The organism is Corynebacterium provencense, from assembly GCA_900049755.1.
In the GTDB taxonomy this organism is placed as follows: domain Bacteria; phylum Actinomycetota; class Actinomycetes; order Mycobacteriales; family Mycobacteriaceae; genus Corynebacterium; species Corynebacterium neomassiliense.
In genome coordinates this window covers 1,441,798-1,454,664 of the sequence record LT160593.1, presented here as the reverse complement: position 1 = coordinate 1,454,664, position 12,867 = coordinate 1,441,798, and the positions used below count along the sequence as shown (strand labels likewise).

Sequence of the window (12,867 nt, the reverse complement as noted above, 5' to 3'; positions counted from 1 at the left end):
ATGCGGGCCCGGGCGCTAGACTCAGGGCATGCCGAAAACCTCCCGTCCCAGTTACCGGGACGAGGCTTTCGTGGTGCGTACCTACGACCTGGGGGAAGCTGACCAGATCATCGTGCTGCTGACCCGCCACCACGGCATCGTCCGGGGGGTGGCCAAGGGGGTGCGGCGCACCAGGTCCCGCTTCGGCGCGAGGCTTGACCGTTTCTGCCTCGTGGACGTCCTCATCTATCCGGGGCGCAACCGGTCGAAGCCCGACGGGGGACTTGCGGTCCTGTCGGATGCGGCCGCGGTGCGCACCTACGCGCCCGCCATTGTCGCGGATGTCGACAAGTTCTACGCGGGGGTGGCGATGCTGGAGATCACGGAACTGGTCGTGCGCGGTGACGACAGTGACGCCGAAACGGTGCTCGAGCTACTGGATGCGGCACTGGGCGACCTCGCGGCATCCACGAAGCCGGGCACAGGACCGGGCACAGGGAGGTCCACTGCCCCTGACGCCACGGGGACGCTTCCTCAGACCGTCTCAGGCTCCGGAACCCTGACCACGCTGCTGCCTGCCGTGACACAGGCGGACCGGCTCGTACTCGAGGTACTCACCGCCACAGGGTGGGCACCGTCACTGGTGGACTGCGCCCAGTGTGGTGCGCCCGGCCCTCACCGGGCATTCCATCCCGGTGCCGGAGGGGCGGTGTGTGTCAGATGCCGCCCTCCGGGTGCGGTGGAGCCGGACCCTGCCGCTGTCCGGGTGCTGTGGCTGCTCAGCCACGGCAGGGAGTCCGCGGTGGCGGAGATCGCGGCGTCCCCCGACGGAGGCGGGATCCTGCGGGAGGCGCACTCTCTTCTGCTGGCACACACCAGGTACCAGACGGAGAACGGCTGCCGGGGCTATGCCGCCCTGTAGGCTCTATGCCGTGACTTCATCGCCTTCCCGCCCCGAGATCCCCGCAGAGTTCGTTCCCCGCCACATCGCCCTGGTGATGGACGGGAACGGCAGGTGGGCCACCGGTCGCGGACTGCCCCGCACCGAAGGACACCGCAGGGGCGAGGCCGTCCTGATGGACCTTGTGGACGAGTGCCTGGAACTCGGGGTGGAGTGGCTCTCCGCCTACGCCTTCTCCACCGAGAACTGGCGCCGGAGCGCAGAGGAGGTCCGGTTCCTCATGGGCTTCAACCGGGACGTTCTGCGTCGCCGCCGGGACGAGCTGGACGCCAAAGGCGTCCGGGTGCGGTGGGCGGGGCGTCGGCCCCGGCTGTGGCGGTCGGTGATCTCCGAACTGGAGAAGGCGGAGGAACAGACGCGGGACAACTCCCGGCTGACCCTTGTCATGTGCGTCAACTACGGCGGTCGCGCCGAAATCACCGATGCCGTGAAGGCTGTGGCCGCCGACATCGCCGCGGGGAAGCTGGATCCCCGGGAGGTCACCGAAAAGCGGTTCGCCACCTACCTCGACGAGCCGGAGATGCCGGACGTGGACCTCTTTCTCCGTCCCTCGGGTGAGCAGCGGATCTCGAACTTCCTGCTGTGGCAGTCCGCCTACGCCGAGATGGTGTACCAGGACGTGCTCTTCCCCGACTACACGAGGGATGACCTGCGGGAGGCGGTGCTCGAGTACGCCCGCCGTGACAGAAGGTTCGGTGGTGTGAAATGACCGGGGAGGACCAGCCCACCAGAAAAGACCTGAAGAGGTGGCGACGCTACCTCGCCGATGAGCGGGCCGAGGGTGTGGTCTACCGTGAACTGGCACGTAACCGGACGGGCGAGGAGCGGGAGATACTGCTCGGTATCGCCGAGGCGGAGGCCCGCCACGAGCAGTACTGGAGGGACCGTCTCGGTGATGAGGTCGGGCTTCCGCAGAAGGCGAGTCTGCGGACCCGGATGAACGCCTGGCTGGCCCGCCGGTTCGGTTCGGTGTTCGTCCTGGCGCTGATGCAGTCGGCAGAGGACCGCAACAACTACCTCACCGACGCCGAGCGCAGCGATGACCTGGCGAAGATGGCTGCCGATGAGAAGATCCACGCGGAGATCGTCAGGGGACTGGCGACCCGCGGCAGGGCGCGGATGTCAGGGGACTTCCGGGCGGCGATCTTCGGCGCGAATGACGGGCTGGTATCGAACTTCGCCCTGGTACTCGGCATGTACGGAGCGGGGGCGGGGCAGTCGACGGTTCTCGCGGCAGGCATCGCCGGTCTGCTGTCCGGGGCCCTGTCCATGGCGGCGGGGGAGTACGTCTCCGTGACCTCGCAGAAGGAGCTTCTGGACGCCTCGATCCCGGATCCGGGCACGAAGGAGGCGGTCCCGAAGCTGGACGTGGAGCGCAATGAACTCGAGCTGGTCTACCGCGCCCGGGGGATGGGTCCTGAGGAGGCGAAGCAGAAAGCTCACCTGGTCTTTGAGCGGATGAACGACCTCGACGCGCTGGACACGGTGGACGAGTCGGAGGTGGAGGAGGTGAGACTCGAGCAGGACCAGGGCGGGTCGGGTCTGTCTGCGGCGGTGTCGAGTTTTCTGTGCTTCGGTACGGGTTCGCTGATACCGGTGATTCCGCTGATCTTCGGCATGTCCGGTCTTCCGGCGATGGTGACTGCGGCGGCGCTTGTCGGGGTGGCCCTGCTGTGCACCGGTGCGCTGGTGGGACTGTTGTCAGGAAAGCCGCCGCTGTGGCGGGCTCTCCGGCAGCTCGGGATCGGTCTGGGGGCGGCCCTCGTCACGTTCGGGCTGGGGACGGTCTTCGACGTGGCGACGGGCTGAGCCGCAGGTCGGTTCAGGATGCCCGGCGACGGGCGGCACAGTCGGGGCACAGTCCGAAGACGTCGGCGGTGTGCCCGGCGAGGGTGAAGCCGTGGTCTGCTGCCACCCGCGCCGCCCACGCCTCCACCGGGCCGCCGTCGATCTCCACGGTCTTCCGGCAGTTGGTGCAGACGAGATGGTGGTGATGGTGGTCGGTGGAACAGCTGCGGTAGAGCATCTCCCCGGAATCGTCCTGGAGTGTGTCGACCATCCCGGCGGCGGTGAGCTGCTGCAGGGTGCGATACACGGTGGTCAGTCCGACCTTCTGTCCGCTGGCGGTGAGGGCGGCGTGGATGTCCTGGGCGCTGGTGAAGCTTGTCAGTCCGTCGAGGGCGCCGACGACCGCGGTGCGCTGCCTCGTGGTGCGTTGACCGATGCGCGGTCGGTCGTCTGAATGGTCCCTTGCAGTGTTCATGATGACCCCAGCCTAACCCGGTGATCCGGGATTTGACAGCAACCCGAGGTCGCCGTAAATTGGGGACAGTTCCCCTGGTGCGGGTGTTAACCCCCCCCCAACGCCCCGCCAGTTAACGGGGAACAAGGCCCCATCCTTTCGAGGACAGCGTGGCCGGGGCCCGCGATAATCCCCCCCAACTTCGCGGGCCCTTTTTTAATGCCCGGGTGCTGCTGTGTCGGTCGCGTCCCGGTCCTGTTCTGCCTTTTCCCCGGCTCTGTCCTGCCTCTGTCCTGGCTCTGTCCTGCCTGTGTCCTGCGGGGCAGGAGGACGAACCCGGGCAGGACGGTGGGTCACCACCCCGGTAAATGGCCACGGGGGAGAACCCCGGTAGGATGAGTCTGATTGTCCACGAGTGAGCCTCACGAGGAGCGTGCCGAAGCACATGGCTGCCAGCAGCATCGATACCGTCGTCAACCTCTGTAAGCGCAGGGGCCTGGTCTTCCCGGCCGGCGAGATCTACGGCGGTACCCGCTCCGCCTGGGACTACGGTCCCCTCGGCGTGGAGCTGAAGGAGAACATCAAGCGCCAGTGGTGGCGCCACATGGTGACGTCCCGGCGGGATGTAGTGGGTGTCGACACCTCCGTCATCCAGCCCCGCCAGGTGTGGGAGGCGTCCGGCCACGTGGAGGTCTTCACTGACCCGCTGGTCGAGTCGCTGTACACCCACAAGAGGTACCGTGCGGACCATCTTCTTGAAGCATACGAGGAGAAGCACGGCCATCCGGCGCCCAACGGTCTGTCTGACATCAACGACCCTGAGACCGGTCAGCCGGGGAAGTGGACCGAACCCCGTGCGTTCTCCGGTCTGCTGAAGACCTACCTCGGCCCGGTGGACGACAAGGAGGGTCTGCACTACCTGCGCCCGGAGACCGCACAGGGCATCTTCATCAACTTCAAGAATGTGCTGGGAGCCTCCCGCCAGAAGCCGCCTTTCGGTATCGCCAACACGGGAAAGTCCTTCCGTAACGAGATCACCCCGGGCAACTTCATCTTCCGCACCCGCGAGTTCGAGCAGATGGAGATGGAGTTCTTCGTCAAGCCGGGTGAGGATGAGGAGTGGCACCAGAAGTGGATCGACGACCGGTACAACTGGTACGTCGACCTCGGTATCGACCCGGACAACCTGCGCCTGTTCGAGCACCCCCGGGAGAAGCTCTCCCACTACTCCAAGCGCACGGTCGACGTCGAGTACGCGTTCGGTTTCCAGGGATCGAAGTGGGGTGAGCTGGAGGGTATCGCCAACCGCACCGACTACGACCTGAAGACCCACATGGAGCACTCGGGGGAGGACCTGTCCTACTTCGACCAGGCCACCGGTGAGCGGTGGATCCCGTATGTCATCGAGCCGGCCGCGGGCCTCGGCCGCGCGATGATGGCCTTCCTCGTGGACGCCTACTCCGAGGATGAGGCCCCGAACACCAAGGGTGGCGTGGACAAGCGGGTGGTGCTGCGTCTGGACCGACGCCTCGCCCCGGTGAAGGTCGCTGTGCTGCCGCTGTCGAAGAAGGAGACGCTGACGCCGACGGCGGAGAAGATCGCCGACGACCTCCGGTCCCTGTGGAACGTCGACTACGACACATCCGGAGCGATCGGTCGTCGTTACCGTCGCCAGGACGAGATCGGCACCCCGTTCTGTGTCACCGTCGACTTCGACACTCTCGAGGACAACGCCGTGACGGTGCGGGAGAGGGACACCATGGTCCAGGAGCGTGTCAGCCTGGACAAGCTGCAGAGCTACCTCGCTGCCGAGCTGGCCGGCTGCTAGAGGAAGTCAGGACGCCGACATGCCGAATCCGGACATCCGCTGGGCCCCGCCTTCGGACGGGCACACCTTCCCCATCTACGCCGGTCCAGTCGCGGACATGGAGAGGGTGGGGGAGTTCTCTGTCGAGCGCGACACCGCCACCCTGCGGTTCGCCGGTGACACCTGGCAGCTGGAGGCGGGCAAGGGGCCGGTGATGCGCGCGACAACGTCGCCGGACACCGGGTCACAGGTGTTCACGGCCACCGGTGACGGGGAGTCTTTCGGCCGGTCGACGAATGTGCTGTGCACGGTGGACCGCCATCAGGTGGTCATCCACCGGGAGTCCCGCAAGGAGTATGTCATCCTCGACGCCTCGGGCAGGGGTGGGCCGGGGCAGGAGGAACTCGATCTGCAGAAGGCGCCGAAGGTAGGTCAGTTCTCTGCTGAATCGGGTGCACTGAAGAAACTGCATGTCGAGTTCGAGGGGGCCGGACAGTCGCTTCCTCTGGACGCCCAGGTGTTCATTTCCTGGGTGGCCAGGCATGCGATCGAGTCGCGGATGATCTCGTCGACGTGGGCGATGACGCTCTTCCTGGTGATCCTGATTCCGCTGATCCTGCTTTACCTGCTGAACGTCATCTGACCGGCGCCCTGTCAGTTGTGGCGGGAGGTGGCGCGGGGGCAGGGGGCGGCTCCGTGACACGCCCTGTGCCGGCCAGCAGTGCGAAGGGCGTCAGAAGCCGAAGTCTCCGCCACCTCCGCCGAAGTCTCCGCCGCCACCTCCGCCGAAGTCTCCGCCGCCACCTCCGCCGAAGTCACCGCCTCCTCCGAAGCCGCCGCCGAACCCGCCGTGGCCACTGAAGAGTGAGCCGAGAACCATGCCGGTGACGAGGTTGCCCATTCCGTTGCCACCACCGCCGTAGTTGTCGTGCCGGCGGTTGTAGTCGTCGATGTCCTTCTGGGCGTACTCGGCGGCCTGGGTGGCCACGGAGTTGGCCTGCCGGGCTGCGGCGAAGGCGTCTTTCGGTCTGGTGTCCCGCAGGCGACGGGCATCGGAGAGTGCCTGCCCCGCCGACTGTGCCAGGGAGCGTGCGGTGACCCCGACCATCGCACCCCGGGTGTGGATGGTGTCCTCGACGCTCTGCAGCCTGGCGGTGGCGTCGGCGATGGTCCGGTCGACCATGGCGATGGTGCGCTCATAGGTGTTGCGGGCGCCACGGGCTTCGTCGATCTGGATGTCGAGTTCCCCGTCAGCCTCGAGAAGGGCGGAGTAGGTGCCCAGTGGGTCCCGGGAGCCGTTGGCACGGGCCTCTGCCAGTGCGTTCCTCGCTTTCTCCACGGCCGCCGCCAGGGCAGTCCGGTCGAGGTCGGCGTTGCTGGCGGCGTGGTCGGTGGCTTCGGTGATCTCTCCGTCGACCTCGTCGATGAGGGACTGCAGGTTGGCACGGGCCTCACGGAGCTGGATCTCCGCGTGGGCGACTCCGTCCAGCTGGCTGGACGCCTGATTCAGTGCGAGCCTGGCGGCGCGTGCGGCGTCCACCAGCTCGCCCTGCTGGCCTGCCGGGAGCTTCAGCAGTTCCCTGGCGTGGCTGATGGCCTGCTCGGCGTGGGAGATCTCGACTTCGGCGATGTCCGGGTTGTCGAGGACCGAGGAGAGGAGTGCCGGGTCGACCCGGGTCTTCAGCGATTCCAGTGTGGCCCGGGCTTCGGGGATCCGGGTGCGAAGGTCGACGGTCTCCTGGAAGAGCTTGTCGACGATCTCCGGGGCGTTGATGAGCTTTTCCCGCAGGGTGGCGAAGCGGTCTGCCTGGGCGTTCAGCTTCTCCACGGCCGTGCCGCAGGAGGCGATGATGCTGATGAGGAGGTCCCTCTCCTCCGCCTCGTCGCGCACCAGACCGTTGGCCAGGCGCTGGTGGTCACTGTAGGCCTGGGACAGGGTGCGCTGGGAGGATTCGAGTGCCTTACGCAGTTCCCTCGTCCTTTCAGAGCCGAACTCCGATTCGGCGGTCTCCAGCTCCTGGGCACCTTTGCGGATGGACTCGTCGGTTGACTGGAGCTTCTCGGCGGCGACGGTGCGCAGTGCATGGGTGGGCTGCTGCGCGAGGTCTGACGTCTCGCCCGGGGTGATGGAACGGGTGGCCTCGATCTGGGCCTCCTCGTCCCTGCGCTTCTTGCGTTTGGACCAGACGACGGCTCCACCACCACCGACAGCGAGGACGCCCACACCACCGAGCAGCCACGGGGTCGCCGACCCTCCGCTGTTTTCCCCGGCGACGACCTTGGCTATTGCTTTCCCTCCTTCTGCAAATCCCGAGTTGAGGTTCTTGTCGGCAGCCTTCTTCACGTCTTCGGTGACGGAATTCGGTACCCGGGTACCGGGGCGGACCGAGTACTTTTCGGCACCGGTGTCGATGACAATGACAAGGCCGTTGTCGATGCCCGACTGGGACAGGAGTTGATCTGCCAGCGGACCTGTGGTCTCCGGGGCGTTGTCCACGTACACGAGGTACGCCTTGACCCCGGTTTCGGCCGGACCCTTGGCGAGCAGGTCGGAAATCTCAGACCTGTCCGAGTCCGAGAGCACACCGGCATCGTCGATGACCTGGGAGTTCAGGGTGATCTCGGTATCAGTCGCCGTCTGGGCGAGCACCGTGGTCTCCGCGAATGCGGGCGTGGCCACGGCAGTGCCGAGGCCCGCCGCCCCCAGCCCGGTCAGACCGGCGATCGCGAGGGACGCCACGAAGCGTCGTGAACGTCGGTTACCGGACGGGGAGACAGGGGCGGAATTCACAGCGCGCATAGGTACAACAATAACCGGATTCGCGGGAGGCGGTGCGTAGAGTTGTCTCCATGACTGTCCTGAGAACCCTGGGAAGCATGCTGGGGGCCGGCATCCGCGGCCTGCTGTACATGATCACCGGCACCGTGGTGGTGGCGCTGCTCATTGCCGTGGTCACCGCCGGTCACGTGTGGGCGTACGCGAGGCAGGACGACCAGGGGCGGGCGGACACGATTCTCGTGCTCGGTGCGGCGCAGTACAACGGCACCCCGTCAAAGTGGTTCGCTGCCCGCCTGGACCATGCGGCGGACCTCTACGCCTCCGGCGTGGCCCCGAGGATCGTCACGGTCGGCGGGAAGCTCGCCGGTGACGCGTACACGGAGGCGCAGGCGGGGGCGTCCTATCTGGAAGGCCGGGGCGTCCCGGCGTCCGACATCTCCGCGGTAGGCGAAGGCAGCGACACTCTGGAGTCGGCGGTCGCCTTCGCTGACACCGCCGAATCGCAGGGATGGGGAAGTACCGTGGTCGTCACCGACCCGGCGCATTCCCTGAGAGCCACAGAAATGGTCCGTGACCAGGGAGTGTCTGCCCATGCCTCGCCGACGCGCACCGGACCGGCTGTCTCAGGCAGGGAGGCCCAGCTCGACAGCATCCTCCACGAGACAGGTGGTCTGCTGTACTACCGGGTCACCAGGAACAGCGGTGGCGACTACACGGTGAACGACTGAGACGGGGCCTGCACCGATGGAGCGTTACGCCTACACCGCCCATGACCTGGAACGGTTCCTGCCGACCCCGCCGAAGCACCTCGGTGTGGCGGGGGCGCTGCCGGACGGCCGGGAGGACTTCGACCGGGACCGGGCACGGGTACTGCACAGCGCGGCACTGCGCCGCCTCGCCGACAAGACACAGGTCGTCGGCCCGGGCGAGGGCGACACGCCGCGTACCAGACTGACCCACTCCCTGGAGGTCGGTCAGATCTCCCGGGGAATCGGTACGGCCCTCGGGCTCGACCCTGACCTGTGTGAGCTGGCGGGACTGACCCACGACATCGGCCACCCCCCGTACGGACACAACGGGGAGGCCGCGCTGAACACTCTCGCGGCCGGCTGCGGGGGCTTCGAGGGCAACGCCCAGACCCTGCGGATACTGGTCCGCCTTGAGCCGAAGGTCCTCGACGCCGGAGGGAGGAGCCGGGGGCTCAACCTGACCCGGGCGAGCCTGGACGCGGCGGCGAAGTACCCGTGGGGTCCGGTTGACGCGGACGGGAGGCACAGACGCAAGTACTCCTGCTATGCCGAGGACGCCGACGTCTTCGACTGGGTGCGCGACGGTGCCCCGGAAGGACGCCGTTCCATGGAGGCCCAGGTGATGGACTGGGCCGACGACGTCGCATACTCCGTCCACGATGTCGAGGACGGGATTCTGTCGGGACGCATCAGTCTCGGGGTCCTGTGGGACCTTGTCGAACTGGCGAATATCGCGGACAAGGGGGCCGCAGCGTTCGGAGGGGATCCGGCCGAACTGCTCGAGGCCGCCGACCGGTTACGGGGAATGGACCTAGTCTCCCGGGCGGCTGACTTCCACGGGGGACTGCCGGACCTGGTGGCTCTCAAGGCACTGACAAGTGAACTGGTGAGCCGGTACGTCACCGCCGCAGTCACCGCGACCCGTGCTGCCTACCCAGGTCCGGCGGGGCTGGGCAGGTACTCGGCTGACCTGGTCCTTCCCCCGCAGGTGGTCGCCGAGGTCACGCTGCTGAAGTCGGTCGCGGTCCTCTACGTGATGGACGAGAGACGGCATCTTGCCAACCAGGACCGGCAGCGGGACCGGATCTACCGGGTGACCTCGTATCTGGCAGCAGGTGCCCCGGGTTCCCTCGACCTGCTCTTCCGCAACTGGTGGCTCGAGGCGGAGGGGACGGCCGGAAAACTGAGGGTCATCATCGACCAGGTGGCGTCTCTGACAGAATCGCGGCTGGAGCGGATCGACCGGGCGGCAAGTGCGGAGAGCGCTGCCTGGGGTTAGGCGGCACCGTCGTCTTCGGCGTCGGGTATCGCACAGAATGTCCCGTAGTGGTCCCCGGTGTAGTACCAGACGTCAGGGTCGGTGCCGGTCCCCCCTCCGACCACGATCCGTCGGGCACCCCGGTGGCCGACCCCGGGGGTGTCCACGGTGTACTCGCGGTAGAAGTTCCCGTCCTCCCGGGGGAGTGTGCCCTCGTAGTTTCCGAAGTGCTTGCCGTCGTCGGCCCCGTGCTCGAAGGGACCTCCGTCGAGGATCGCGTCGATGACCTCGTCGGCCTGCTCCGGGAGGGTGTCCACGGGACAGCTGCCGCCACCGGATCCCGTCTGCGGAGTGGCAGGGGCTGACCCGGCTGCCCGTGCTGTGACGGACGTGGTTCCGGCTGCACCGGTCGTGTCGGTGCTGCCGTCTCCGCCGGCCACGGTGTCCACGCCGAGGAACACCGCGGCAGCCGCCACGACGACTCCTGCGACGGTGCCGAGAGTTTTCCTGGTGTTTCCTGACATTCCGGTTCCCACGGTGGACAAGTGAACCACACCCGTGCGACCGGTGTGAATCCGCCGCGGTGCCGGGCCGGCCTCGCGCCGGGCGTGGGTGGCATACCATGGTCGCCATGGCACGAGGACGTATTCCGGACACCGACATCGCCGCGATCAGGGAACAGACCCCGATCGAGGACGTCGTCGGAGAATATGTTCAGCTCACTCCCGGCGGAGTCGATTCGCTGAAAGGCCTGAGCCCGTTCAAGGACGAGAAGACCCCGTCCTTCCATGTCCGTCCGAACAAGGGGTACTTCCACTGTTTCGCGACAGGTGAGGGCGGTGACGTCTTCAGCTTCCTGATGAAGATGGAGCATGTGACCTTCCCCGAGGCGGTGGAACAGTGCGCTGAGCGCATCGGCTACCAGATCAACTACGAGGGCGGGGGTCCGGTGAACCGTGTGGAGCCGGGGACCCGCCAACGTCTCATCGCGGCCAACCGTGCCGCTCAGGAGTTCTACCGTGCACAGTTCACTGACACGGACAACCGTGACCCGGGCGCGGAGAAGGCAAGGGCGCTGCTGCGTGACCGTGGTTTCAGTGATGACCTTGTCGCCGACTTCGGCTGCGGTTACGCCCCTGACGGGTGGGACACGCTGACCAGGTACCTGCTGCGGCGAGGTTTCAGTTTCAGGGAACTGGAGGACGCCGGACTGAGCAGAATGGGCAACAGGGGTCCGATCGACCGTTTCCACCGTCGTCTGCTGTGGCCGATCCGCAACTCTGCCGGGGATGTCATCGGTTTCGGGGCCCGCAAGCTCTTCGAGGACGACAAGCTCGGCAAGTACATGAACACCCCGGAGACTCTGCTGTACAAGAAGTCGAAGGTCCTGTTCGGTCTCGACCGGGCGAAGAAGTCGATCAGCTCCGACCACCAGGCCGTGGTGGTGGAGGGGTACACGGACGTGATGGCCCTCCACGCCGCCGGGGTGACCACCGCCGTCGCAGCCTGCGGCACCGCCTTCGGTGAGGAACACCTGCAGATGCTGCGGCGGTTCATGCTCGACGACCAGTTCTTCCGCGGGGAGATCATCTACACCTTCGACGGGGATGAGGCGGGCCAGAAGGCCGCGATGCGTGCCTTCGACGGTGACCAGAAGTTCACCGGGCGCAGTTACGTGGCCGTGGCCCCGGACGGGATGGATCCCTGCGACCTGAGGATGGAGAGGGGGGACGCCGCGGTGCGCGAGATGGTGGCGTCCCGCATCCCGATGTTCGAGTTCGTGATCCGCACCATCATCCGCGGGTACGACACCCACTATGTCGACGGGCGGGTGGACGCCCTGAGGCGGGTCGTTCCGCTGCTCGCGGGGATCCGGGATGACGCGCTACGGGACGAGTACGCCCGTCAGGCGTCCGGCTGGCTGTCCTGGCCGGATCCCTCGGAGGTTGTCGCGAAAGTGCGTGAGGCTGCGAGGACGGCGGGCAGCAGGGGGGTGTCCGGAACGGAACTCAGGGAGGGGGTGGCCAGGGCGAACCGTCGGGCTGCGGCCGCGCAGTCACAGGCCACGGATGCCCCCGTGTCACTGCTGCAGCGGCCGGACCCCGGTGACGCCTACCTGCGTCCGGTGCGTGAGACCCTCAAGCTCATGCTCCAGGAACCGGGACTGGTGGGTCCTGCCGCAGACGGGCTGCTCGTGGAGAGTTTCGAGCATCCCACGTACATGGCGGTGGCCCGGGCGGTGAGGGACGCGGGGGGAGTGGCGTCCGCCACGGCCGGCGATGCGGGGTGGCTGGACGCCGTGAGTGCGGCGACCCGCGACCCCATGTGCCGCGCGGTGATCAGCGAGCTCGCGGTGGAGGAGCCCCGGTGTACCCCGGACAGGCTCAGGTTCTACGCCCCCGCGGTTGTCGCGAGGATGGAGGAACGGTGGGTCGGCAACGAGATCGCCGAGCTGAAGTCGAGAATGCAGCGCATGCGGCCCGACCTCGGAGGGTCGGAGAAGAAGGAGTACAACGCCACCTTCGCCGACCTGATGGCGCTGGAGAAGTACCGCAGGACCCTGCAGGAGCAGGCGCAGAGCTACGGGGAACTGTCTGACTGACGGCTCGTGGCCGTTTCGTGGCCCGTTTCGCGGCCCGTTTCGTGGACCACGGTGACGGCCGGGTGGCGGCGTCCCCGGCAGGAGTGCCGTCGGCGGGACTACGGCGGGACTACGGCGGGACTACCTGGTGCCGGCGGGGTTTCCGTGACCGTCCTGGTCGGCGACGGGGCGTCCGTGGGAGTCGGTCATGGCCCGTCTCCCCGACCCGACGGGCCGGTCTTCGTCGTGGACAGTGAGATCGTCCTCGAGCAGAACCTCGCCGTTGCCGAGTGTCGAGGAGGTGCGCCCGTTGAGGTCCCTGACCTCCCGCATCCGGGGTTCCGGGTCGAGCCTGTCTGCCAGGGCCTTACGTCCGGCGTGGAGAGCCTTCCGGGTGACCGGGGAGTTGATCACAGCTTCGTAGCCGTTGCGGATCTGCTCGAACCGTCGGCGTCCTGCCCGGGTGCCGAGGACGTAGCCGGCTGCTGCTCCGATGACGAGTTGGATCATG

Annotated in this window: 11 protein-coding genes and 1 pseudogene; 8 read left to right on the top strand and 4 right to left on the bottom strand. The window is 67.1% G+C overall.

All coding sequences use genetic code 11. The features are described from left to right. The first annotated feature begins 28 nt into the window (after positions 1-28). From recO to BN3906_RS12960, 3 genes are read left to right on the top strand one after another with little or no spacing between them, the layout of a single operon-like run. Positions 29-901 (top strand): DNA repair protein RecO, encoded by an 873-nt coding sequence (recO, locus tag BN3906_RS12970; RefSeq protein WP_066589217.1) that lies wholly within the window; start codon positions 29-31, stop codon positions 899-901. Continuing rightward, positions 888-1,649: an isoprenyl transferase gene (locus tag BN3906_RS12965; RefSeq protein WP_066589213.1), complete on the top strand. Its 762-nt coding sequence runs from the start codon at positions 888-890 to the stop codon at positions 1,647-1,649. The genes recO and BN3906_RS12965 overlap by 14 nt, the downstream gene beginning before the upstream one ends. Further along, on the top strand, positions 1,646-2,749 hold the full coding sequence (locus BN3906_RS12960; protein WP_066589207.1) for a VIT1/CCC1 transporter family protein: 1,104 nt from the start codon (positions 1,646-1,648) through the stop codon (positions 2,747-2,749). The genes BN3906_RS12965 and BN3906_RS12960 overlap by 4 nt, the downstream gene beginning before the upstream one ends. 13 nt (positions 2,750-2,762) lie before the next feature. On the opposite strand, the gene BN3906_RS12955 is transcribed toward BN3906_RS12960, so the two are convergent. Then, positions 2,763-3,203: a Fur family transcriptional regulator gene (locus BN3906_RS12955; RefSeq protein ID WP_066589204.1), complete on the bottom strand. Its 441-nt coding sequence runs from the start codon at positions 3,201-3,203 to the stop codon at positions 2,763-2,765. Positions 3,204-3,627: 424 nt separating this feature from the next. On the opposite strand from BN3906_RS12955, the gene BN3906_RS12950 reads away from it, so the two are divergent. Next, entirely contained in the window at positions 3,628-5,010 is a 1,383-nt protein-coding gene (locus BN3906_RS12950) for a glycine--tRNA ligase (protein ID WP_066589194.1), read from the top strand. A gap of 19 nt (positions 5,011-5,029) precedes the next feature. Further along, positions 5,030-5,632, top strand: coding sequence for a hypothetical protein (locus BN3906_RS12945; protein ID WP_066589190.1), 603 nt, complete (start codon positions 5,030-5,032; stop codon positions 5,630-5,632). Between the two features lie 90 nt (positions 5,633-5,722). Here BN3906_RS12945 and BN3906_RS12940 read toward each other — a convergent pair whose 3' ends face one another. Further along, positions 5,723-7,789 (bottom strand): TPM domain-containing protein, encoded by a 2,067-nt coding sequence (locus BN3906_RS12940; RefSeq protein ID WP_066589187.1) that lies wholly within the window; start codon positions 7,787-7,789, stop codon positions 5,723-5,725. Between the two features lie 50 nt (positions 7,790-7,839). On the opposite strand from BN3906_RS12940, the gene BN3906_RS12935 reads away from it, so the two are divergent. Continuing rightward, positions 7,840-8,496 (top strand): YdcF family protein, encoded by a 657-nt coding sequence (locus BN3906_RS12935; RefSeq protein WP_066589178.1) that lies wholly within the window; start codon positions 7,840-7,842, stop codon positions 8,494-8,496. 16 nt (positions 8,497-8,512) lie between these two features. Further along, positions 8,513-9,796 (top strand): deoxyguanosinetriphosphate triphosphohydrolase, encoded by a 1,284-nt coding sequence (locus BN3906_RS12930; RefSeq protein WP_066589175.1) that lies wholly within the window; start codon positions 8,513-8,515, stop codon positions 9,794-9,796. On the opposite strand, the gene BN3906_RS12925 is transcribed toward BN3906_RS12930, so the two are convergent. Then, positions 9,793-10,299 carry a guanyl-specific ribonuclease gene (locus BN3906_RS12925; protein ID WP_066590026.1) on the bottom strand — a complete coding sequence of 169 codons (507 nt, stop codon included), beginning with the start codon at positions 10,297-10,299 and terminating at the stop codon, positions 9,793-9,795. The two genes, BN3906_RS12930 and BN3906_RS12925, sit on opposite strands and share 4 nt — an antisense overlap. Positions 10,300-10,406: 107 nt before the next feature. Between BN3906_RS12925 and dnaG the strand changes: the two genes are divergently transcribed. Beyond that, positions 10,407-12,377 carry a DNA primase gene (gene dnaG / locus BN3906_RS12920; RefSeq protein WP_174217115.1) on the top strand — a complete coding sequence of 657 codons (1,971 nt, stop codon included), beginning with the start codon at positions 10,407-10,409 and terminating at the stop codon, positions 12,375-12,377. A gap of 237 nt (positions 12,378-12,614) precedes the next feature. Here the strand turns inward: dnaG and BN3906_RS15270 are convergent. Next, a pseudogene (locus BN3906_RS15270) lies at positions 12,615-12,866 on the bottom strand (hypothetical protein); the annotation flags it as partial. Between the last annotated feature and the right edge of the window lies 1 nt (position 12,867).

What these genes read in the sequence shown, in the direction of transcription:
- recO (WP_066589217.1), top strand. Translation starts at nt 29, where the DNA reads ATGCCGAAAACCTCCCGTCCCAGTTACCGGGACGAGGCTTTCGTGGTG.
- BN3906_RS12965 (WP_066589213.1), top strand. Translation starts at nt 888, where the DNA reads ATGCCGCCCTGTAGGCTCTATGCCGTGACTTCATCGCCTTCCCGCCCC.
- BN3906_RS12960 (WP_066589207.1), top strand. Translation starts at nt 1,646, where the DNA reads ATGACCGGGGAGGACCAGCCCACCAGAAAAGACCTGAAGAGGTGGCGA.
- BN3906_RS12955 (WP_066589204.1), bottom strand. Translation starts at nt 3,203, where the DNA reads ATGAACACTGCAAGGGACCATTCAGACGACCGACCGCGCATCGGTCAA.
- BN3906_RS12950 (WP_066589194.1), top strand. Translation starts at nt 3,628, where the DNA reads ATGGCTGCCAGCAGCATCGATACCGTCGTCAACCTCTGTAAGCGCAGG.
- BN3906_RS12945 (WP_066589190.1), top strand. Translation starts at nt 5,030, where the DNA reads ATGCCGAATCCGGACATCCGCTGGGCCCCGCCTTCGGACGGGCACACC.
- BN3906_RS12940 (WP_066589187.1), bottom strand. Translation starts at nt 7,789, where the DNA reads ATGCGCGCTGTGAATTCCGCCCCTGTCTCCCCGTCCGGTAACCGACGT.
- BN3906_RS12935 (WP_066589178.1), top strand. Translation starts at nt 7,840, where the DNA reads ATGACTGTCCTGAGAACCCTGGGAAGCATGCTGGGGGCCGGCATCCGC.
- BN3906_RS12930 (WP_066589175.1), top strand. Translation starts at nt 8,513, where the DNA reads ATGGAGCGTTACGCCTACACCGCCCATGACCTGGAACGGTTCCTGCCG.
- BN3906_RS12925 (WP_066590026.1), bottom strand. Translation starts at nt 10,299, where the DNA reads ATGTCAGGAAACACCAGGAAAACTCTCGGCACCGTCGCAGGAGTCGTC.
- dnaG (WP_174217115.1), top strand. Translation starts at nt 10,407, where the DNA reads ATGGCACGAGGACGTATTCCGGACACCGACATCGCCGCGATCAGGGAA.